20 protein-coding genes and 5 pseudogenes are annotated in these 20,019 nt (G+C 68.6%); 13 read left to right on the top strand and 12 right to left on the bottom strand.

Annotated features, from left to right (window positions below; genetic code table 11):
- Positions 1–119 precede the first annotated feature (119 nt).
- Entirely contained in the window at positions 120–1,028 is a 909-nt protein-coding gene (locus tag H0I39_RS11340; protein WP_180550545.1) for an aminotransferase class IV, read from the top strand.
- A gap of 28 nt (positions 1,029–1,056) precedes the next feature.
- A complete protein-coding gene (locus H0I39_RS11335; protein WP_180551792.1) occupies positions 1,057–1,335 on the top strand; it encodes a YbeD family protein in 279 nt (92 codons plus the stop codon).
- Positions 1,336–1,607: 272 nt separating this feature from the next.
- On the opposite strand, the gene H0I39_RS11330 is transcribed toward H0I39_RS11335, so the two are convergent.
- The 4 genes from H0I39_RS11330 to H0I39_RS11315 all read right to left on the bottom strand — a co-directional run bounded on the left by H0I39_RS11330 (position 1,608) and on the right by H0I39_RS11315 (position 4,039).
- Positions 1,608–2,204: a hypothetical protein gene (locus H0I39_RS11330; RefSeq protein ID WP_180550544.1), complete on the bottom strand. Its 597-nt coding sequence runs from the start codon at positions 2,202–2,204 to the stop codon at positions 1,608–1,610.
- Positions 2,205–2,391: 187 nt separating this feature from the next.
- The gene (locus tag H0I39_RS11325; RefSeq protein WP_180550543.1) at positions 2,392–2,535 is read right to left on the bottom strand and encodes a hypothetical protein; all 144 of its coding nucleotides are present in this window, start codon (positions 2,533–2,535) and stop codon (positions 2,392–2,394) included.
- Complete coding sequence (locus H0I39_RS11320) at positions 2,525–3,439, bottom strand: DMT family transporter (RefSeq protein WP_308645835.1); 915 nt, start codon at positions 3,437–3,439, stop codon at positions 2,525–2,527. Before H0I39_RS11320 ends, H0I39_RS11325 begins: the two co-directional genes overlap by 11 nt.
- A gap of 87 nt (positions 3,440–3,526) precedes the next feature.
- Positions 3,527–4,039, bottom strand: coding sequence for an O-acetyl-ADP-ribose deacetylase (locus H0I39_RS11315; RefSeq protein WP_180550541.1), 513 nt, complete (start codon positions 4,037–4,039; stop codon positions 3,527–3,529).
- A gap of 25 nt (positions 4,040–4,064) precedes the next feature.
- Between H0I39_RS11315 and lipB the strand changes: the two genes are divergently transcribed.
- The 7 genes from lipB (at position 4,065) to H0I39_RS11290 (ending at position 9,896) form a co-directional block, all read left to right on the top strand.
- On the top strand, positions 4,065–4,757 hold the full coding sequence (gene lipB / locus H0I39_RS11310; protein ID WP_180550540.1) for a lipoyl(octanoyl) transferase LipB: 693 nt from the start codon (positions 4,065–4,067) through the stop codon (positions 4,755–4,757).
- An 86-nt stretch (positions 4,758–4,843) separates the two neighbouring features.
- Positions 4,844–5,857 carry a lipoyl synthase gene (gene lipA, locus H0I39_RS11305; RefSeq protein ID WP_180550539.1) on the top strand — a complete coding sequence of 338 codons (1,014 nt, stop codon included), beginning with the start codon at positions 4,844–4,846 and terminating at the stop codon, positions 5,855–5,857.
- Between the two features lie 323 nt (positions 5,858–6,180).
- Positions 6,181–6,735, top strand: a complete 555-nt coding sequence (locus H0I39_RS22190; RefSeq protein WP_257645765.1) for a serine hydrolase domain-containing protein — start codon at positions 6,181–6,183, stop codon at positions 6,733–6,735.
- The gene (locus H0I39_RS24145; protein ID WP_373368293.1) at positions 6,669–6,971 is read left to right on the top strand and encodes a serine hydrolase; all 303 of its coding nucleotides are present in this window, start codon (positions 6,669–6,671) and stop codon (positions 6,969–6,971) included. The genes H0I39_RS22190 and H0I39_RS24145 overlap by 67 nt, the downstream gene beginning before the upstream one ends.
- Complete coding sequence (locus tag H0I39_RS22180; RefSeq protein ID WP_373368292.1) at positions 6,923–7,366, top strand: serine hydrolase domain-containing protein; 444 nt, start codon at positions 6,923–6,925, stop codon at positions 7,364–7,366. Before H0I39_RS24145 ends, H0I39_RS22180 begins: the two co-directional genes overlap by 49 nt.
- 38 nt (positions 7,367–7,404) lie before the next feature.
- Complete coding sequence (locus H0I39_RS11295) at positions 7,405–8,418, top strand: AraC family transcriptional regulator (protein ID WP_180550538.1); 1,014 nt, start codon at positions 7,405–7,407, stop codon at positions 8,416–8,418.
- A gap of 146 nt (positions 8,419–8,564) precedes the next feature.
- Complete coding sequence (locus H0I39_RS11290) at positions 8,565–9,896, top strand: IS1380 family transposase (protein ID WP_180550132.1); 1,332 nt, start codon at positions 8,565–8,567, stop codon at positions 9,894–9,896.
- 343 nt (positions 9,897–10,239) lie between these two features.
- On the opposite strand, the pseudogene exaC reads toward H0I39_RS11290, so the two are convergent.
- Positions 10,240–11,765 (bottom strand): annotated as a pseudogene (gene exaC, locus H0I39_RS11285) (acetaldehyde dehydrogenase ExaC).
- A gap of 349 nt (positions 11,766–12,114) precedes the next feature.
- Here exaC and H0I39_RS23320 point away from each other — a divergent pair.
- Positions 12,115–12,714 (top strand): sigma-54-dependent transcriptional regulator family protein, encoded by a 600-nt coding sequence (locus H0I39_RS23320; protein ID WP_307776811.1) that lies wholly within the window; start codon positions 12,115–12,117, stop codon positions 12,712–12,714.
- Positions 12,715–12,818: 104 nt separating this feature from the next.
- Here H0I39_RS23320 and H0I39_RS24140 read toward each other — a convergent pair whose 3' ends face one another.
- Entirely contained in the window at positions 12,819–13,205 is a 387-nt protein-coding gene (locus H0I39_RS24140) for a hypothetical protein (protein ID WP_373368359.1), read from the bottom strand.
- On the opposite strand from H0I39_RS24140, the pseudogene H0I39_RS24135 reads away from it, so the two are divergent.
- A pseudogene (locus tag H0I39_RS24135) lies at positions 13,119–13,515 on the top strand (sigma 54-interacting transcriptional regulator); the annotation flags it as partial. The gene H0I39_RS24140 and the pseudogene H0I39_RS24135 overlap by 87 nt on opposite strands.
- A gap of 111 nt (positions 13,516–13,626) precedes the next feature.
- On the top strand, positions 13,627–14,061 hold the full coding sequence (locus tag H0I39_RS23300) for a helix-turn-helix domain-containing protein (RefSeq protein WP_307776900.1): 435 nt from the start codon (positions 13,627–13,629) through the stop codon (positions 14,059–14,061).
- A gap of 109 nt (positions 14,062–14,170) precedes the next feature.
- Here H0I39_RS23300 and H0I39_RS11275 read toward each other — a convergent pair whose 3' ends face one another.
- Both H0I39_RS11275 and H0I39_RS11270 read right to left on the bottom strand, forming a co-directional pair.
- Positions 14,171–15,028 (bottom strand): amino acid ABC transporter substrate-binding protein, encoded by an 858-nt coding sequence (locus H0I39_RS11275; RefSeq protein ID WP_180551791.1) that lies wholly within the window; start codon positions 15,026–15,028, stop codon positions 14,171–14,173.
- Between the two features lie 118 nt (positions 15,029–15,146).
- Positions 15,147–15,653, bottom strand: a complete 507-nt coding sequence (locus H0I39_RS11270; protein WP_180550537.1) for a hypothetical protein — start codon at positions 15,651–15,653, stop codon at positions 15,147–15,149.
- 231 nt (positions 15,654–15,884) lie between these two features.
- Here H0I39_RS11270 and H0I39_RS11265 point away from each other — a divergent pair.
- Positions 15,885–16,777, top strand: a pseudogene (locus H0I39_RS11265) (DMT family transporter).
- Positions 16,778–16,862: 85 nt separating this feature from the next.
- On the opposite strand, the pseudogene ptsP reads toward H0I39_RS11265, so the two are convergent.
- From ptsP to H0I39_RS24130, 4 genes and pseudogenes are all read right to left on the bottom strand, one after another.
- A pseudogene (gene ptsP / locus H0I39_RS11260) lies at positions 16,863–18,609 on the bottom strand (phosphoenolpyruvate--protein phosphotransferase).
- Positions 18,610–18,729: 120 nt separating this feature from the next.
- Positions 18,730–18,999, bottom strand: a complete 270-nt coding sequence (locus H0I39_RS11255; RefSeq protein ID WP_180550536.1) for an HPr family phosphocarrier protein — start codon at positions 18,997–18,999, stop codon at positions 18,730–18,732.
- Positions 18,968–19,418 (bottom strand): annotated as a pseudogene (locus tag H0I39_RS11250) (PTS sugar transporter subunit IIA). Before H0I39_RS11250 ends, H0I39_RS11255 begins: the two are co-directional and overlap by 32 nt.
- A 7-nt stretch (positions 19,419–19,425) precedes the next feature.
- A complete protein-coding gene (locus H0I39_RS24130; RefSeq protein ID WP_373368291.1) occupies positions 19,426–19,980 on the bottom strand; it encodes a hypothetical protein in 555 nt (184 codons plus the stop codon).
- Positions 19,981–20,019 lie beyond the last annotated feature (39 nt).

Here is a 20,019-nt window from a genome sequence, read left to right as displayed (position 1 = left end):
TGATTATAGGGGAAGTCCTGATGAGGCGGCGCGCAGTCCTACAAGCGTGCGCGGCCGTTGCTGCGCACGGGCAGGCGCTGGGCCACAATGGTCGCCGCCACCACCCATTGCACACCCCCATGAGCCCAGACCCCGCCGCCCACCTGCCGCCGCTGCCTTGCCACCTGAACGGCGAGCTCACCACGCTGCGCGAAGCGCGCATCAGCCCGCTGGACCGCGGCTTCATCTTCGGCGACGGCATCTACGAGGGCATCTCCATCTACGGCCAGCCGGGCCACGCGCCGCAGCCGTTCCGCTTCGAGCAGCACATGGCACGGCTGGAGCGCGGGCTTGCGGAAACGCGCATCCCCAACCCGCACACGCACGCCGAATGGCGGCAGATCGCGCTCGACCTGATCGCCGCGCACCCCGAGCGCGACAGCGTGCTCGACTGGTTCTACTACTTCCAGGTCACGCGCGGCGTGGCGCTGCGCGACCACCCCATGCTGCCGGGCCTGACGCCCACCGTGTTCGCCACCTGCCTGCCAATGAAGCCGCCCACGCCCGAGCAGCGCGCGCAGGGCGTGCCTTGCGTCACAGCCGACGACTTCCGCTGGAAGAAGGCGCACCTGAAGTCCATCAGCCTGCTGGGCGCGGTGTTCGCGCGGCAGATCAGCTACGAGCAGGGCGCGCTGGAGACTGTGATGTTCCGCGACGGTTTTTTGAGCGAAGCCGCCGCCAGCAACGTCTGGGTGGTGAAGAACGGCGTCGTGATGGGCCCGCCCAAGGACCACCTGGTGCTCGAAGGCATCCGCTACGGCGCCATCGAGGAGCTGTGCGCGCAAGAGGGCATCGGCTTCGAGCTGCGCCGCATCCCGCGCGCCGAGGTGCTGGCCGCCGACGAGCTGATGCTGTCGTCGGCCACCAAGGAGGTGCTGCCCATCACCACGCTCGACGGCCAGCCCGTCGGCAACGGCCGGCCCGGCCCCATCACCCAGCGGCTTTACGCCGCCTACCAGCGCGCCAAGCAGGCGCTGTTCACCGCATGACCGAACCCACCCAGCCCCTCAGCCCCCGATCGAGCTGACGCCCGAGCAGCGCGAATCGCTGATCGAATACCCCTCGCGCTTCCCGATCAAGGTCGTCGGCGTGAACGAGAACGGCTTCGTCATCGCCATGACGCACATCGCCAAGCAGTTCGACCCCACGTTCGACGCCGCCACCGTGGAGCTGCGCGAAAGCGGCGGCGGCAAGTACCTGGGCGTCACGCTCACCGTGCTGGCCACCAGCCGCGAGCAGCTCGACGAGCTGTACCGCACGCTCAGCACGCACCCAATGGCCAAGTGGGTGCTGTGACGGGGGCGACGGGGCGCTGATCGAGGCAGCGGGGCCGAGCCCCTGCGCGCCAGAAGGGGGAAACAAGGGGGGACTTTGCTTATTTTTTCAAGTACTGAATAGGGCTCTAGCGCCCGATTACCAAGCGCAAGCAGCTATCTATTCAATACCGTAAAACGGCGTCAAATCACTATCGCTTGTTTTTGTGCCGCACCTGTTCTGACCGCTGAGCCTGCGCACCCCCACTGCCGGCGCCCGGCCATCCCGCGCACAGCGCTGCCCCCAGCGCAGCCTCAGCGGCGATACCGATCCACCCAGCCGATGCGCAGCGTCTGCTGGCGCTCCAGCCAGCCCTCGGGCAGCGCTACCCAGAAGCGGCTGTCGCGCTGCCAGATGCTGAAGCCATCCGGCGGCAGGGGCGGCACCTCGTCGCCCGCCGTGTGCGCCGGATTGACCACCTGAAAACGCACGCCCTCCAGCACATCGAAGGGGCGCCCGGCCGCGTACTCGAACTCCACCTGCACCCGGTGCGGCCACACGCCGCGCACCGGCCGCACCTCCACCTGGCCGACGCCGGCGCTGGACGTCACCACCAGCCGCACCCCGCGGCCCCAGCCTTGCGGCACCACCGTCACGCCATCGCCCTCGGCGCGCACCGGCGGCCGCTGCCAGTGCAGCGCGTAGCCGTGGCTTTCGGTGCGCGCCGGCGGCGGGGCCGAGGCGCGCGACGCCGGCGGCTCGGGCACCGATGCCGCACCCAGCGGCGCGGGCCGCTGCGGCAGCGCGGCAGCCGCCGTGCTGGCCGCCGCGGCCGGTGCCGACGCGGCGGCGGCCACCACGGAATCGGTCGGCGGGCTGGATTCGCAGGCCACCAGTGCCAGCCCCAGCAAGCCCGCCGGCGCCGCCCTTGAATCCGAACAAAAACCCGCTTCAGCGCCCGTCCAGAAAGCGCGGGCAGCTTCTTTATCGATAGCATTCAGTTCCTTTGTTGACTCGAAAGAACACAACTTGAAAAACCCTTGAACGCAGAAATCGCCAAGGCAGCGCAGAAGACGCACAAGCATCATCTGCCGGCCATCACCGAAGATGGCCACCATCGCTGGTGAAAGCGCGCGCCAGGTTTTCGCCCGCTTGTTCTGCGCCTTTTGCCAAGTCTCGGCGTTCTTTGCGTTCAAAAATCCAGCGCATCTTCAAGCCGATAGCTTTCCCATCAATCACCACGGCGCCGCGCCTGCACCGTCAGGCCGATGCCGACCGCGATCAGGCCCGTGCCCCACCACACCTGCGCCGGGTAGCGCTCGCCCATCAGCCCCGCGCCGATCAGCACGCCGACGCCCGCCGACACGGTGCCGATCTGGCTCAGCAGCACCGGCCCGCCCGCGTGCTGCAGGCGGAAGAACAGCGGAAACATCGCCACCGCCGCCGCCACCTGCAAGGCGCTGATGCCCGGCAGCGCGGCCAGCGCCGGCAGGCCGCTGAACGCCCCCGTCACCGCGCCCGCCGCCAGCAGCAGCGCCGCTGCCACCCCGTGGCTGCCCACCGCCAGCCAGGTGGGGTCGGCGCGCGGCGGCCAGTCCAGGCTGCGGTACACGTTGCCGATGGCCAGCAGCACGGGCACCAGCAGCCCCAGCCCCACCCACAGCCAGTCGGCCGGCCGCCCGGCCTCGCCACGCGCCAGCGCCACCAGCAGCGCGCCGGCAAAGCCGATGGCGATGCCCGCGTATTCCAGCCGTGCCGGCGCACGCAGCCCGGCCAGGGCAGACAGCAGCGCCGTCAGCAGCGGCGACAGCGTGAACAGCATGGCCGTGGCGCCGCTGCCCAGGTGCGTGATCACGCTCAGCACCAGCACGTTGGGCACCGCGTACGACACCAGCGCCGTGACCACGAAGTAGCGCAGGTGCTGCGCATCCCACACCAGCGCCCGGCGCCGCAGCAGCAGCCACGCCCCCAGCACCGCGCTGGCGCCCAGCGAAATCAGCGCCGCCCACAACAGCGGCGGCACCCCACCCAGCCGCGCCAGCTTGCCCAGCGGAAAGTACAGACCCAGCAGCGTGCCGACGGCCAGCAGCAGCCTGGCGGGGAATGCAGACGGGGGTTCACGACGTTGGCAGGCGGATCGCGGCACATGGCGCCGGGTCTGCCGCAGGATATACATGAAATATGGCCACAGCGCCCGTCGGACGAGCGCGAACAGCTACATCAATAAGAGCAATCACCCCGGCTGCAGCGCCGCTTGCAGGGTGTGCAAATCGTCCGCGCTGAAGCAGCAGAACACCACCTCGTCGATGGCGCCTGCGTGCGCTGCCAGGGCCGCGCGCACCGCTGCCACCGCCACCTGCGCCGCCGGCGCCTTCGGGTAGCCATACACCCCGGTGCTGATGGCCGGAAACGCGATGCTGCGCGCCCCCACGCGCACCGCCTCCTCCACCGAGCGGCGGTAGCACGACGCCAGCAGCGCCGGCTCGCCCTGATCGCCGCCGTGCCACACCGGCCCCACCGTGTGGATCACCCACTGCGCCGGCAGCCGGTAGCCGCGCGTCGTCTTGGCCTCGCCCGTCGGGCAACCGCCCAGCGCGCGGCATTCGGCCAGCAGCTCCGGCCCCGCCGCACGGTGGATCGCCCCGTCCACCCCGCCGCCGCCCAGCAGGCTGGAGTTGGCGGCGTTCACGATGGCATCCACCGCCAGCGTGGTGATGTCGGCCTGCACGGCGCGCAAGGTGGTCATGGGGCGATGGTGTCACACTCGCCGCATGGATGTCCGCTTGCTCGGCCGCGTGGATTACGCGCCCACCTTCGACGCCATGAAGGATTTCGTGGCCCAGCGCTTGCCCGGCGAGCGCGAGCAGCTATGGATTTGCGAGCATCCGCCAGTCTTCACGCTCGGCCTGGCGGGCAAGCCCGAGCATGTGCTGATGCCGGGCGACATCCCGGTGGTGCCCACGGATCGCGGCGGGCAGGTGACTTACCACGGGCCGGGGCAGGTGGTAGCGTATCCGCTGATCGACCTGAAGGCGCGCAGCTACTTCGTCAAGGAATACGTGCACCGGTTGGAGGAGGCGGTGATCCGCACGCTGGCGCACTTCGGCGTCACCGGCCACCGCGTGGCGGGCGCGCCGGGCATGTACGTGCGGCTGGATGACCCCTTCAGCCACGCCGTGCTGCCCCAGCGCCCGCAGCGGCGCGAGCCCGGCAGCCCGGCGCCGCAGCCCGACTTCAGCGGCCTGGGCAAGATCGCCGCGCTGGGCATCAAGGTCAGCAACCACCGGACGTATCACGGCGTGGCGCTGAACGTGGCCATGGACCTATCTCCCTACCAGCGCATCAACCCCTGCGGCTATGCGGGTTTGCAGACGGTGGACCTTTCTACAATCGGCGTTTCCGCCACGTGGGACGAGGCCGCGCAGCAGTTGGCCGCACAGTTGACCCGCTTGCTGGCGGTGTGATCGAACCCGAGCGCCATCGCGGCCAAGGCCGCTCCTACAGCGATGGCGCGCCCTGCTTGGTGTAGGAGCGGCCTTGGCCGCGATTGATGCCCTCCACAACCTCGAACACCACCATCGGCCCCGACGCCCCCGTCGTGCGCGAACACCAGCCCGCCGAAACCTACGACGCCACCGCCAAGCAGAAGGCCGGCGCCAAGCTCTCGCGCATTCCCATCAAGGTGCAGAACGACGGCCCGGCGCTGAAGAAGCCCGATTGGATCCGCGTCAAGGCCGGCAGCAGCACCACACGCTTCTACGAGATCAAGGACATCCTGCGCCAGAACAAGCTGGTGACGGTGTGCGAAGAGGCCAGCTGCCCCAACATCGGCGAGTGCTTTGGCCACGGCACGGCCACCTTCATGATCATGGGCGACAAGTGCACGCGCCGCTGCCCGTTCTGCGACGTGGGCCACGGCCGACCCGACCCGCTGGATGTGAACGAGCCGGTCAATCTGGCGGGCACCATCGCGCAGCTCAAGCTGAAGTACGTGGTCATCACCAGCGTCGACCGCGACGACCTGCGCGACGGCGGCAGCCAGCACTTTGTCGACTGCATCCGCGAAACGCGCGCGCGTTCGCCGCAGACGCAGATCGAGATCCTGACGCCCGACTTCCGCGGCCGCGACGACCGCGCGCTGGAGATTTTGAAAGCCGCGCCGCCCGACGTTATGAACCACAACCTCGAGACGGTGCCGCGCCTGTACAAGGAAGCGCGCCCGGGCAGCGACTACGCCTTCAGCCTGAACCTGCTGAAGAAATTCAAAGCCCTGCACCCGGGCGTGCCGACCAAGAGCGGCCTGATGGTGGGCCTGGGCGAAACCGACGAAGAGATTCTGGACGTGATGCGCGACCTGCGCGCGCACGGCGTCGACATGCTGACCATCGGCCAGTACCTGGCGCCCAGCAACGCGCACCTGTCGGTCAAGCGCTACGTGCACCCCGACACCTTCAAGATGTTCGAGCGCGAGGCGTACGCCATGGGCTTCACCCACGCGGCCGTGGGCGCGATGGTGCGGTCGAGCTATCACGCCGACAAGCAGGCACAGGCTGCCGGCGTCTGACGGCGCGGCGCGCCAGTTGCCCCGCGTCGTCCGTGCACGGGCGGTGCGTGGGTCGCGCCGGCCGCTTCGGCCGCCGCTTGGGGCGGTCTTCTTGAGGTGATGACTTTGGCGCACATGCACGCGCCGCGCTGGCGCTCGCGTGGCCAGCGCCAGCCGCCGGGCCGCCATGGCCCCCTTGTACGTCACCACGATTCCTGCCAGCCAGAGACATTGCCGCGCCAGTTCCAGACAGCGCCACGCCGCAGCCAGCCCTAGAGTGAAGGCGCGTCGGACGCCGGGCCGCCGGGCGGCGCGAAACCACACCAAAAACAGGAGACAAAGACATGCCACAAGGCACCATCACGTCTGCGCTGGACGCGCTGCTCACCCAGACCACCCAGCGCCACGGCGGCGTACCCGGCGTCGTCGCCATGGTCACCGACCGCGACGGCAACTTCTACGAAGGCGCGGCCGGCACGCGCGAGCTGGGCCAGGACCAGCCCATGACCACCGACGCGGTGTTCGCCATCTTCTCGACCACCAAGGCGCTGACCGGCGCATGCGTGATGCAGCTGGTGGAAGAAGGCAAGATCCGCCTGGACGACCCCGCCGGCCGCTACGTGCCCGAGATCGACGAGCTGCAGGTGCTGGACGGCTTTGACGCCGCCGGCCAACCCCGCACCCGCCCGCCCAAGCGCGCGATCACCGTCAACGACCTGATGCTGCACACCTCGGGCCTGGCGTATGAGTTTTTAGCGCCGACGACCTGGCCTACCGCACGGCCAAGGGCATCCCGACGGTGGTGGGCTGCGACTTTGCCTACATCCGTACCGTGCTGGTGCATGAGCCGGGCGCCGCCTGGACTTACGGGCCCAACATCGACTGGCTGGGCCGCATAGTCGAGCAGCAGCGCGGCCAACGCCTGGGCGCGATGATGGCCGAGCGGATCTTCGGCCCGCTGGGCATGAAGGACATCGGCTTCGGCATGACCGAATCCATGCGCAGCCGCCGCGTGACCATCCACGACCGCGCGGCCGACGGCAAGCTGACGCCGCTGCCCGTGCTGGCGCTGCCCGATCCGCCCCCATGGACATGGGCGGCCACGGCCTGTACGCCACGGTGGGCGAATACATGAAGTTCATCCGCATGATGCTGAACGACGGCGCCGGCCCGCACGGCCGCGTGCTCAAGCCCGAGACGGTGCAGGCGATGAGCCGCGACGGCCTGGCGCCCATGGGCCTGTCGACCGGCGGGTGGACGACCTCGATCCCCTCGCTCAGCAACACCGGCGAATTCTTCCCGGGCTCGCCCAAGGGCTGGGCGTACACCTTCCTCACCAACCGCGAGCGCACGCCGTCCGGCCGCGCAGCGGGCTCGTTGATGTGGGCGGGCCTGGCCAACTGCTACTATTGGATCGACCGCGCCAGCGGCATCGGCGGCTACTGGGCCACGCAGATCCTGCCGTTCCAGGACGCGGTGTCGTACCCCGGCTTTGTCGAGTTCGAAACCACCGTTTACCATCATCGCTGAGCCGCAGCACCGCGCGGCGCCCCAAGGAGCGTGCCGGTATGCAAGCGATGCGCGATGTGCTGATCACCAGCGCCGATGGCGCGCCCTCGCAGCGCCACCGGCTGGTGGCGTCCACCGACTGGGACGAGGTGCAACACTGGTGCCGGCAGATCTACCTGCCGTACGACGCAAAGCCCGCCGGCCCGGCGCGCCAGCCCAACGCGGTGCTGGACGCCATGCAGATCGGGCAGCTCACGCTCAGCCGGTTCAGCTACGGCGTGCCGGTGCACCTGAGCGGCTTTGACGAAGGCGCCGGCATTGGCCTGGTGCTGACCACGCTGCAAGGCGCGGTGCGGCACTGGTCCAGCGGCCGCACGCACGCCGACACCGGCGTGGGCGATTCGTACCTGGTCGATCTTTCGCGCGCGCACTACCGCCTGGACGCCGACGCCCGGCACCTGCAGGTCAACCTGACGTTTCGCCACGACGCCATGGCCGCGCTGCACCAGCGCTGGTTCGGCTGCCCCGCCGATGAACGCATGTGGGCGCGCGCCTACCGCTTTGGCGGCGCGCAATCCAGCTGGATGCAGCTGCTGGGCTACGTCTGCCGCTGCATCACCGAGATGCCCGACGCGGTGCAGCACGGCCCGCTGGGGCGCCACCTGGAGGAAATGATCGGCGTGCACCTGCTGACGCAATGGCGCCAGCAGCTGGACGTGCCCACATCGCCCACGCTGCACAGCCTGGCGCCGCGCCACGTGCTGATGGCCGAGCAGCACATTCGCGACCGCGCGCGCGAGGCGCCCACGCTGAGCGCGCTGGCCAGCCATGCGGGTGTCAGCGTGCGCACGCTCAACGCCGCGTTTCGCGAATACCGCCAATGCACGCCGATGCAGGCGCTGCGCGACGCGCGCCTGGCTGGCGTGCGCGCAGACCTGCTGGCGGCGCGGCCCGGCGCGCGCGTGCGCGACGTGGCCGAGGCCTGGGGCTACGCGCAGCTGGGCATCTTCGCGGCCAACTACCGCCAGCGGTTCGGCGAGTCGCCTTCTGAAACACTGAATCGCCGCGCTTGACGCCCGGCGCGCTGCCGCGGCGAATGACTGTCAAAGAAAACGGGCTCTAGCCCGGATATTTCACCGTAGTAGAGCCACAAACGAGTACGGCATTGCCCTTGTGTGCCCGAAAATCCAGGTGTCGAATCTTGATCAACGAGCGGGCAATGCCGAAGCCAAACTGTACCGAAGAAATTGACGTTGGGAGCATGGACTTTGGCCGGTTGGGCCGGCGCGTGGTGCAGGGGTGTTTTGACGGCGGCAGCATGACCAGCGATGGTGGCGTGATGCTGCTTGGCCAGGTCGATCGCAAGCTGGGCTTGATGGATGCGGCGGCGCGCTGCATCGCCGATCCGCGCAATCCGCTACTGATCACGCACGACGTGCGCGACATGTTGCGCCAGCGGGTGTACGGCCTGGCGCTGGGCTGGGAAGACCTCAACGACCACGGTGCTCTGCGCTGTGACGTGGCTGTGCAGACGGCTGTTGGCGTGGACCACGAGATTGCCAGCGCGCCCACGCTTTGCCGACTGGAGAAATGGGCCGACCGTGCCACGGCGTGGCGGCTGCACGAGGTGTTGGTCAATCAGTTCATCGCCAGCTTCGAGAGCGCGCCCGAAGAGTTGGTGCTGGACTTTGATGCCACCGACAACCCGTTGCACGGCCAGCAGGAGGCACGCTTCTTCCATGGTTACTACGACAGCTACTGCTACCTGCCCCTGTACGTGTTCTGCGGCCAGCAACTGCTGTGCGCCTACTTGAGGCCCAGCAACATCGATGCGGCGCAGCACGCTGGGGCCATCCTCAAGCTGCTGGTGCGCAGACTGCGCCAGAGTTGGCCGCAGGTGCGCATCGTGTTTCGGGCCGACTCCGGGTTCTGCCGCCAACGCATCCTGAACTGGTGCGAGCGCGCCGGCGTGCACTACATCGTGGGTCTGGCGCGCAATGCACGGCTGCAGGCGCGCGTGGCGTTTGCCGAACTCTCAATGAAAGACGAATACGAGCGCAGCGGGGCCAAACAGCGCATGGTCGATGAATTCGACTACGCCGCACAGAGCTGGCCGCACGAGCGGCGCGTGATCACGCGGCTTGAATGGGGCGCGCAAGGCTGCAACCCGCGCTTCATCGTGACAAACCTTGCCGGTGATCCCCAGGCGCTGTACGACGGCGTGTACTGCCAGCGCGGCGAGGCGGAGAACCGGATCAAGGAAGCGCAGGTAGGGCTGTTCGCCACGCGCACGAGCTGCCATGTGCTGCGCTCCAACCAACTGCGCATGCTGCTGGCCGCGCTGGGCTACGTGCTGGTAGAGAGGCTGCGCGCGTTGGCGTTGCAGGGCACAGAGCTGGCCACGGCGCAGATCGACACGCTGCGCATCAAGCTGCTCAAGGTGGCGGCAGTGGTGACGCGCAACACGCGGCGCATCCGCCTGTACCTGGCCTCCAACTGGCCCAGTGCGCAGACCTTCGCGCACGCCATGAGCCAGCTGCGCTCACCCTGAACACACCAGCAGCGCCTGGCCGGCGCGATGACACAAAAACGGCCCGCAACCCAAGCCGGGGTGGGGGTCAGTGCGACGGCATTGCGCATGCCGACCATCACACCCATGGCTGCGGCCAACATCGTGGCCTTGCTCGCTCAAATCCGCGCCGCGATGCCCCGCTGCGCACGCCGTTGGCTACATGCGTGAAATATCCGGGCTAGCGCCCGCCTGATCAGCGCTGACAGCTATATTTATTGAAGCAAACCATCATCCTGCTGCACCCGCCTGCATGACAAAAAGGCCCGCCGGCGCATGACTGCGCGGCGGGCCAACTCCATCCATGCCGTCCGGGGCAGGGGTCTCAGAAGAAGCCGAGCTTGTTCTCGCTGTAGCTGACCAGCAGGTTCTTGGTCTGCTGGTAGTTGTTCAGCGCCATCTGGTGGTTTTCACGGCCGATGCCGGACTTCTTGTAACCACCGAAGGCCGCGTGCGCGGGGTACAGGTGGTAGCAGTTGGTCCACACGCGGCCGGCCTGCACCGCGCGGCCCACTTTGTAGGCCGTGTTGCCGTTGCGCGACCACACGCCTGCGCCCAGGCCGAAGGTGGTGTCGTTGGCGATGTGGATGGCTTCGTCCATGTCCTTGAAGGTGGTGACCGACGCCACCGGGCCGAAGATCTCTTCCTGGAACACGCGCATGTCGTTCTTGCCGAACAGCAGCGTGGGCTTGACGTAGAAGCCGTCGTTGATGTCGCCGCCCTGGCGGTTGCGCTCGCCACCCGTCAGAGTCTGCACGCCTTCATTGCGGCCGATGTCGATGTAGCCCAGGATGCGCTCCATCTGCTGCTGCGACACCTGCGCGCCCACCATGGTGCTGGTGTCCAGCGGGTGGCCTTGCTTGATGGCGGACACGCGCTTGAGGGCGCGCTCGATGAAGCGGTCGTAGATCGATTCTTGAATCAGGATGCGCGACGGGCAGGTGCAAATCTCGCCCTGGTTCAGCGCGAACATCGACAGGCCTTCCAGCGCCTTGTCGAGGAAGGCGTCGTCGTGGTCCATCACGTCGGCAAAGAATATGTTGGGGCTCTTGCCACCCAGCTCGACGGTGGAGGGGATCAGGTTGTCGGCCGCCGCGCGCAGGATGCGCTGGCCCACGGGGTGGAGCCGGTGAAGGCTATTTTTGCAATGCGCGTGCTGGTGGCCAGCGCCTCGCCCGCTTCCTTGCCGAAGCCGTTGACGATGTTGACCACGCCGGGCGGCAGCAGGTCGCCAATCAGCTCCATCAGCACCATGATGGAGGCAGGCGTTTGCTCGGCGGGCTTCATCACCACGCAGCAACCGGCGGCCAGCGCGGGCGGCAACTTCCACGAAGCCATCAGCAGCGGGAAGTTCCAGGGAATGATCTGGCCGACCACGCCGATAGGCTCATGGAAGTGGTATGCAACCGTGGTTTCGTCGATCTCGGAGATGCCGCCTTCCTGCGCGCGGATGGCGCCCGCGAAGTAGCGGAAATGGTCGATGGCCAGCGGAATGTCGGCCGCCATGGTTTCGCGCAGCGGCTTGCCGTTGTCGATGGTTTCGGCGATGGCCAGCGTCTGCAGATGCTGCTCCATGCGGTCGGCGATCTTCAGCAGGATGTTGGAGCGCTCGGTGACCGAGGTCTTGGCCCAGGCGGCCTGTGCGGCGTGGGCGGCGTCCAGGGCGCGGTTCACATCCTCGGCGTCGGACTGGGCGACCTTGGTGAAGGGCTTGCCGGTGATGGGGGAGACGTTTTCGAAGTAGCGGCCAGCCGACGGGGGCACCCATTTGCCGCCGATGTAGTTGTCGTACTGCTGTTTGTAGGGGTAGGCGGCTTCGAGGCCGAAACGTTTGAGCTCAAACATGTCCATGGTCTTGTCTCCTGAGAGGTAGGTATGCGGCCGCCCAAGGCGGGTCGGCTGCAGGCACAGATACACAGGCCGTGCCAGCTTGGCACACCTGGGCCAAAGGCGCGGGTTTACCCTGTAATTGGCAGCCCTGTGGCTTGGCTTGGCCCCGGGGCAATGTCACTTTATGGAACAGCGGGCGTGACAGGCCCGGACAATTTGGAACGTCACATCCGAGCAGGGGCATTTCATACGCCGCGCCGCTCCGATAGACTGGCACAGCCCACCGACCGCGCGCTTGAACGCCGGTGCGCACGGGCACCCGACACCCGCCATGCCGCCCCTCGGCAGGCCGATCAGGAGACAGACAGCCATGGGTATTGCGACCGACAGCCTGCAGCTGGCACGCCGGCACCTGCTGGACCACGGTGCCTGCCTGCCCAGCGCGTTGAACGACCGCCTGGCGCGCTCCTGGCAGCGCAGCCTGCACGCAGGCTTGCCGCCTTTCGGCGGCCGCGAGCTGGCCGAGCCCGCGGGCGGGCTGAGCCTGTCGCAATCGCTGGAGCAAAACGCGCAGATGCTGTCTTTCGCCCGCCCGGTGATGGACTTCATGTACGGCCAGATTCGCGGCGGCGACTGCATGGTGGTGCTGGCCGACGTAGACAGCATGCTGCTGCACACGGTGGGCGACCACGGCTTTTTGACCAAGGCGCAGCGGGTGGAGCTGCGCACCGGCGCGTCCTGGCGCGAATCGGTGCGGGGCACCAACGCCATCGGCACCGCCATCGAAGACGCCAGCGCGCTGCAGGTGCGGGCCGGCGAGCACTATCTGGAACGCAATGGCTTCCTGCATTGCTCGGCCGCGCCCATCTTCACCGCGCAGGGGCCGTGGCTGGCGCCATCGACATTTCGGGCGACGAGCGCGCATCGCACATGCACGCGCTGGGGCTGGCCAGCAGCGCGGCGCGGCTGATCGAAAACAACTGGCTCAAGGCACGTTACCGCGATGCGGTGCGCGTGCACCTGCACAGCGCCGCCGAAGGGCTGGACACGCCAGCCGAGGGCATCGTGGTGCTGTCAGAAAGCGGCACGCTGCTGGGCGCCAACCAGGAAGCGATTCGCGCCCTGCGCCTGGCGCCGCACGACTTCTTTGCGCTTCAGCTGGAAACGCGCCTGCAAGAACGCCTGGCGCACCTGCTGGCCCGCACGGGGCGCGAACCGCACACCGTGCGCCTGCCGGACGGTCGGCGCATGTTCTTGCGGGTTGAGCAACCCGCGCAGCGCACGCCCGCGCGCACTGTCGTTCCCGAGGCTCGCGTGGACGCGCTGGCAGCCAGCGACACGGGCGACGCGCAATGGCGCCGCGCCGCGCAACAGGTGCGCCGCATTCTGGACAAGCCCATCGCACTGCTCATCCAGGGCGAATCGGGCGTCGGCAAGGAAGTCTTCGCCAGGGCCTGCCACGACAGCGGGCCGCGGCGCGGCCGGCCCTTCGTGGCCGTCAACTGCGCGGCCATCCCGGAATCGCTGATCGAGGCAGAGCTGTTCGGCTACGCCCCGGCGCCTACACCGGCGCGCAAAAGGGCGGCAGCCTGGGCCGCATCCGCGAGGCCGAGGGCGGCACGCTCTTCCTGGACGAGATCGGCGACATGCCGCTGCTGCTGCAAACCCGGTCGCTGCGCGTGCTGCAGGAAAAAAGGTCACGCCGCTGGGCGGCACGCCGGTGCCTGTGGACTTTGCCTTGGTCAGCGCCACGCACTGCGTGCTGGCCGACGCGGTGGCGGAAGGGCGCTTTCGCAGCGACCTGTACTACCGCCTCAACGGCTTCAGCGTGAAGCTGCCCGCCTTGCGCGAGCGCGAGGACTTCGATGCGCTGGCCACGCGCATGCTGGCGCAGTGGGACGACAGCGGCGTGCGCATCGCGCCCGATCTGCTGGCCGCGCTGCGCGGCTACACATGGCCGGGCAACCTGCGGCAGTTGGCCAGCGTGCTGCAAACCGCCTGCGCGCTGCGCGACCCGGCGCACGAGCCGGCCATCGACTGGCCGCACCTGGCCAGCGACCTGCGCGATGCGCTGGCCAGCCCGGCAGCGCGGGTGCAGCCCGCCGGTAAAGCGGCGGAAACGCGCGCCATTTCGGTGGGCCAAGCTGACGGAGCACCGGAAGCCGCGCCGCCGGCGGCCTTGCGAAAAATCGCCCGCCAGGCCATCGCGCAGGCGCTGGCCGATGGCGGCGGCAACGTCAGCGAGGCCGCCCGGCGCCTGGGCATCAGCCGCCAGACCATTTACCGCCATTTGAAGAAGGCCGACGCCGAGGCCTGATCTCGCGCGCGCCTGCCGCCGGGCGACGCCTGCATTGCGCTTTTCCTGATTGCCCAGAAAAAGGCCCGCTCGAAGCGGGCCTTGGGCCTTGCGACTTTGGGTCAAACCATCAGGTGGCCGGCTTATCGGAAGGGGCCTTGATGTTGTCCTGCAGCTCCTTGCTCATCGGCAGGCCGATGCTCTGGTTGCGCGGCGGGATCGGCTGCATGAACCACTTGTTGTAGAGCTTTTCAAACTCGCCCGACTTCATCATGCCGGTGATCACGCCGTCGACCAGCGCCTTGAATTTCGGGTCGTTCTTGCGAATCATGCAGGCGTAGGGCTCGACCTGCAGCGAATCGCCCACCACTTCCAGCGAAGCCGGGTCCTTGGCGTTGGCCTTCAGGCCAAACAGCAGGATGTCGTCCATCGCGAAAGCGGCGGCGCGGTCGGCCTCAACCAGCAGGGCGGCATCGGCGTGGTCCTTGGTGGGCACGATGTTGATGCCCAGCCCTTTTTCCTCGTTGTAGCGGCGCACCACCTGCATATTGGTGGTGCCGGTGGTAATGGCCACCGTCGTACCCTTCAGGTCGGCGTAGTTCTTGATGCCCGACGACTTCTTCACCAGCAGGCGCGTGCCGGTGTAGAAATGGTTGATGGCAAAGTCCACATCCTTGCCGCGGGCGCTGTTGTTGGTGGTGGAGCCGCATTCCAGGTCGATCGTGCCGTTTTGCAGCAGCGGAATGCGGTTGGCCGAGGTCACGGCCTGCCAGCCCACGGTGAGGTTGCTTTTGCCGGTCTGCTTGCGCACCGCGTCGGCGATGGCGTTGCTGATGTCCACCGCAAAGCCGATGGGCTTCTCCGGGCCTTCCAGGTAGCTGAACGGCACCGACGATTCGCGGTAGGCAAACGTCATCTTGCCGCTGCTGCTGATCTTGGACAGCGTGTCGGCGCTTTGGGCATGGGCCGGCAGCGCGGCACCCAGCATGGCTACGGTGGCGGCGCACAGGGCGCCCGTCAAAACACGTTTGATCGAATTCAAGCTCCAGAAGAGGTGGGTGACTACAGCTTACAGCCACTTGTGCGCTGCGGCGACGGGGCATGCCCTAGCCACCGGTGCCGGTCAGCGGCCCGTCAGCGCAGGCGGGCGCTGTCGCGAATGGCGTCGCACACCGCGTCGTATTCGGCGGCCAGATCGGCCGGTAGCTGCAGCGCAGAGAGTAGGTCTTGCCACCGATCACCGTGGCAACCAGGCGCAGCTGCAGCGGCCGCCGTGAAGCCACATTAAGAATGTGCCGGTACACCACGTCGGCGGCGGGCCGCCCCAGCAGCTGCGTGCTGCCCATGCGCTGAAACTGCGCGCGCCGCAAGGACGCGTCCAGTTGCGCGCGCAGCGCGGCGCCCAGCTGCTCGGCGTCGGCGGCGCTGTCTACCTTTGGCACGAGCGCTGGGTCGGTCAGGAAGCGAAAGCTGATGTCGCCTTTTTCCATCGACGAATCGGACACGCCGATCATGACGGGCGAGCCATGGAACTCCGGGTCCAGCTTGAAGCTGGCCGGGTAGTCGTAGGTGACGCCGCTGGCCTTGTCGACGAACGTGGCCGTGTCGGGCACCGAAGGCGCAGCAGCGAACGCCGCAGTCGCCAGGCAGGCCGACAGCCACAGCGCGGCGACGCGCGGGCGACGACCGAGCGGGCCATCCGGCCGCGTGGGGCGCGTGTGAGAGAGGTCATGGCAAGACGACTGGGCCTGGCGGGCGGTGGCGGAAAGCCGGTTATCTTACGCAAGCAATGTCCGCCCATCGCCCCCATCGCTGACCTACACCGCCCTCGCGCCGCGCCGCCCTTGACCTCCTCCGCCCGCCCTTCCTCCTCGTCCGCTGCGGCGGCCAATGGCCTCGCCCTGGGCGCGGTGGGCCTGTGGGCTTCGCTGGCCGCGCTGGGCACTTCGCTGGCGCACGTGCCGCCGTTTTTGCTGACCGGGCTGGCGCTGCTGCTGGGCAGCGTGCTGGCGCTGCCCATGGTGCGGTTTGACGTACGGCGGCTGGCCGTACCTTGGCCCACGCTGGCGCTGGGCGTGTACGGCCTGTTTGGCTACCACTTCCTGCTGTTCACCGCGCTGCAGTTGGCGCCGCCGGTGGAGGCGAACCTGGTCAACTACCTGTGGCCGCTGGGCATCGTGTTCCTGGCGCCGCTGCTGCTGCCGGGCGTGCGGCTGACGCACCTGCACATGGTGGCGGCGGTGCTGGGTTTTGCCGGGGCGGCGATCGCCATCGTGGGGCGCGGCGGCGCGGGCGCCAGCGCCGGGCCGTGGGCCGCCGCGGGCTATGGCTGCGCGGCGGCGGCGGCGGTGGTGTGGTCCACCTATTCGCTGCTGACCAAGCGCCTGTCGATGACGGGCCGCGCCTTTCCCACGGCCGCCATCGGCCTGTTCGGCGTGGTGTCGGGCGTGCTGGCGCTGGTGTGCCACGCGCTGCTGGAGCCCAGCGTGGCGCTGTCGGCGCGCGACCTGGCGCTGATCGCCCTGCTGGGGCTGGCCCGCTGGGCGGCGCCTTCTTCTTGTGGGACGCGGCCCTCAAGCGCGGCGACGCCCGGCAGATCGGCGTGCTGAGCTACCTCACGCCACTCCTGTCAACGCTGATCCTGATGGTCACCACGGGCCGGCCCTTAAGCTGGAACATCGCGCTGGCCACGGCGCTGATTCTGGGCGCGGCGGTGGTCGGCACGCGCGCCAGGTGATACTCCAATTTTTATAGCTGCTCGCGCTTGATGGACAGGCGCCAGCGGCATACTGGCTTGAAGTTTCAGGCGGGCGAAGGCGCCGCTATCCCACCAGCAGCTCGGCCGGCTCGTCGCTGTCCAGCACGGCCTGCGCCCAGGCTTGCAGCTTGCCCGCGTCGGCGCGCAGGATTTCCTGCTTGACGGCCAGTACCTGCGACGGGTGCATCGAAAGCTGCGCAGCCCCAGCCCCAGCAGCAGCCGCGTGACGCTGGTGTCGCCCGCCATTTCGCCGCACACGCTGACGGCCTTGCCCGCGCGCGCGCCAGCGGCAATGGTGTCGGCCACCAGGCGCAGCACGGCCGGGTGCAGCTGGTCGTACAAATGCGCCACCGATTCGTCGGCGCGGTCGATGGCCAGCGTGTACTGGATCAGGTCGTTGGTGCCGATCGACAAGAAGTCGAAGTGGCGCAGAAACAGCCGCATCGACAGCGCCGCCGCCGGAATCTCGATCATCGCGCCCAGGCTGACGCTGCCGTACACGCGGCCGCGCTCGTCGAGCTGCGCGCGCGCCTTGTCGATCAGCTCCAGCGTCTGGCGAATCTCGCCGGCGTGCGCCAGCATGGGGATGAGCAGGTGCACCTGCCCGTGCGCCGCCGCGCGCAGGATGGCGCGCAGCTGGGTGAGGAACATGGCCGGCTCGGCCAGGCTCCAGCGGATGGCGCGCAGGCCCAGCGCGGGGTTCAGGTGGGTGTCGGGGCGGCGGTCGTCCAGCGGTTTGTCGGCGCCGACATCGACGGTGCGAATGGTCACCGGCAGGCCGTGCATGCCTTCCACCGCCGCGCGGTAGGCGGCGTACTGCTCGTCCTCGTCCGGCAGGTCGCCTTCGCGCCCCATGAACAGGAATTCGGTGCGGAACAAGCCGACGCCGACGGCGCCGACGCCGAGCGCCGCCGCCGTGTCCGATGGCTGCTCGATGTTGGCCAGCAGCTCGATCCGCTGACCGTCCAGCGTGACGGCGGGCGTGTTCTTCAGCCGTGCCAGGCGGCCGCGCTCCAGCTCGCCCTGGCGCTGCTTGAAGCCGTATTCGGCCAGGATGATGGGCGAGGGGTCGACGATCATCACGCCGGCATCGCCGTCGATGATGACCCAGTCGTCCTGCCGCACCAGCTGGCTGGCCGAGCGCGCGCCCACCACGGCGGGGATGTCCATGCTGCGCGCCACGATGGCGGTGTGGCTGGTCTTGCCGCCGACGTCGGTCACGAAGCCGGCGAACACGCTCTTCTTGAACTGCAGCATGTCGGCCGGCGACAGGTCGTGCGCCACCAGCACCAGCGGCACGTCCAGCGTGTCGTCCAGCCCCAGGTCCTGCTGGCGCGGCGGGCGCGGCGGCGGCGCGGCGATGGGCGTGGCGGCGCCCTTCAGGTGCCGCAGCACGCGGTCGACCACCTGCTCCAGGTCGGCCTTGCGCTCGCGCAGGTAGGGTCGTCCATCTCGTCGAACTGGCGCACCACCACCTCGAGCTGGCTGATCAGCGCCCACTCGGCGTTGTACAGCCGCTCCTTGATCCAGCGGCGGATTTCGTAGGCCAGGGTCTCGTCCTGCAGCAGCATCAGATGCACGTCGAGCATGGCGCCCAGCTCGGGCGGCATGTCCTTGGGCATCTCGGCCTGCATGCGCTGCAGCTCGTCGACCACGGCATCGCGCGCCACGCGCAGGCGTTCGATCTCGGCCTTGATCTCGTCCGGCTGGATGAAGTAGTGCGTCACCTCCACCCGGCTCGGCGCCACCAGCACCGCGCGCCCGATGGCGATGCCGCGGGCGACGGGAAGGCCGTGGATGGAGAAGGTCATGCGCTCAATCCGATGACGGAATGACCTTGCTGCGCTTCGATGACGGCGCTGGCGTGCCATGACCAGGCGACGCCCGTCGTCATTCCGTCATCAAGGCCGCGCAGCGGCGAGGTCATTTCGTCATTCCCCTTCGCCAAACTTGTCGTTGATCAGCGCCAGCAGGGCTTCCATCGCCTCCTGCTCCTGCTCGCCGTCGGTCTCGAGGGTGACCTGGCTGCCGATGCCGGCGGCCAGCATCATCACGCCCATGATGCTCTTGGCGTTCACGCGGCGCTCGCCGCGGCTCATCCACACCTCGCACGGGTAGCTGCCGGCCAGCTTGGTGAGCTTGGCCGAGGCGCGGGCGTGCAGGCCCAGCTTATTGCTGATGGTCGTGTCGTTCTTGATCATTCGGTGCTCTTCGGGGCTGGTTCTGTGGCGCGCCGCCGCCCAGCGGCATGGCGCCCTGCACGCCGCCGGCCAGCGCGCGCTGGGCCATGTCGTCCAGCGGCTGGCCGCGGTAGGTGACGGCGCGCAGCAGCATGGGCAGGCTGGCGCCGGCAATCAGCCGCAGGTCGGGCGCGCCCGCCACCAGGCGCTGCGCCACGTTGCAGGGCGTGGCGCCAAAGCAGTCGGCCAGCACCAGCAGGGCGCCCGCCCAGCTGCGCCTGGGCGGCGTGCGCCTGCGCCAGCGTGTCCTCGGGCGCGGCGCTGGCCTGCACGTCGAGCGCGGCGATGTCGGCCGCGGCGTCTTGAAACACGTGCAGCGCTGCCTCGCGCAGGGCGCTGGCCAGCGGGGCGTGGGCGATCAGCAGGACGGCGTTGTTCACGCCGCCATTATCGGCGTCCGGCCCACACGAAGCGCGCCCAGCACGCCGCGCTGATGCCGCCGAACACGCCCATGGCGCCGCGCAGCGCGTCGCCGGCCGACCAGCCGAGCGACTCGAACGCATCCGCCCCCAGGCCGATGCCCCACTGCACGAAGAAGATGCCGAGGAAGATCACCAGGTTGTAGGCCGACAGCGCGCGCCCCGCCAGCTGCTGCGGAAAGGCCATGGCCACCACCGGCTGCACCTGCGCCGAGGGCGTGGTGAGCATGCAGTACAGCGCCAGCAGGATGAAGCTCCAGCCGCCCAGCGCCGGCCCGGCCGCCACCAGCGCCGCCAGCACCACGAAGCTGAACGGCTGGATGCGCGCCACCAGGCTATCGACCGAGATGCCGCGCGCCATCATGCGCGGCAGCAGCAGGCCCCAGCCCCAGAAGGTGAGCAGCATGCCCAGGTTGAGCCAGAACAGCCCGGTGGCCGCCTGCAGCGGCGTGGCGCCGCCCACCCGCGTCATCCACGGCCCGGCCCACAGCGACTGGATGGCCACCATGCCGCCGAACGACACCGCGCCCAGCGGCGAGGCGCGGCGGAAATACGCATTGCG

Source organism: Ottowia beijingensis (assembly GCF_013423955.1).
GTDB classification, from domain to species: Bacteria; Pseudomonadota; Gammaproteobacteria; order Burkholderiales; family Burkholderiaceae_C; genus Ottowia; species Ottowia beijingensis.
This window is presented reverse-complemented; position numbering and strand designations above follow the sequence as displayed.

What these genes read in the sequence shown, in the direction of transcription:
- H0I39_RS23300 (WP_307776900.1), top strand. Translation starts at nt 13,627, where the DNA reads ATGCTGGCGCAGTGGGACGACAGCGGCGTGCGCATCGCGCCCGATCTG.
- H0I39_RS23320 (WP_307776811.1), top strand. Translation starts at nt 12,115, where the DNA reads ATGGGTATTGCGACCGACAGCCTGCAGCTGGCACGCCGGCACCTGCTG.
- H0I39_RS11295 (WP_180550538.1), top strand. Translation starts at nt 7,405, where the DNA reads ATGCAAGCGATGCGCGATGTGCTGATCACCAGCGCCGATGGCGCGCCC.
- H0I39_RS11255 (WP_180550536.1), bottom strand. Translation starts at nt 18,999, where the DNA reads ATGATCAAGAACGACACGACCATCAGCAATAAGCTGGGCCTGCACGCC.
- H0I39_RS11315 (WP_180550541.1), bottom strand. Translation starts at nt 4,039, where the DNA reads ATGACCACCTTGCGCGCCGTGCAGGCCGACATCACCACGCTGGCGGTG.
- H0I39_RS11290 (WP_180550132.1), top strand. Translation starts at nt 8,565, where the DNA reads ATGCCGAAGCCAAACTGTACCGAAGAAATTGACGTTGGGAGCATGGAC.
- H0I39_RS11275 (WP_180551791.1), bottom strand. Translation starts at nt 15,028, where the DNA reads ATGCTGGGTGCCGCGCTGCCGGCCCATGCCCAAAGCGCCGACACGCTG.
- H0I39_RS22190 (WP_257645765.1), top strand. Translation starts at nt 6,181, where the DNA reads ATGCCACAAGGCACCATCACGTCTGCGCTGGACGCGCTGCTCACCCAG.
- lipA (WP_180550539.1), top strand. Translation starts at nt 4,844, where the DNA reads ATGCCCTCCACAACCTCGAACACCACCATCGGCCCCGACGCCCCCGTC.
- H0I39_RS22180 (WP_373368292.1), top strand. Translation starts at nt 6,923, where the DNA reads ATGGACATGGGCGGCCACGGCCTGTACGCCACGGTGGGCGAATACATG.
- H0I39_RS11340 (WP_180550545.1), top strand. Translation starts at nt 120, where the DNA reads ATGAGCCCAGACCCCGCCGCCCACCTGCCGCCGCTGCCTTGCCACCTG.
- lipB (WP_180550540.1), top strand. Translation starts at nt 4,065, where the DNA reads ATGGATGTCCGCTTGCTCGGCCGCGTGGATTACGCGCCCACCTTCGAC.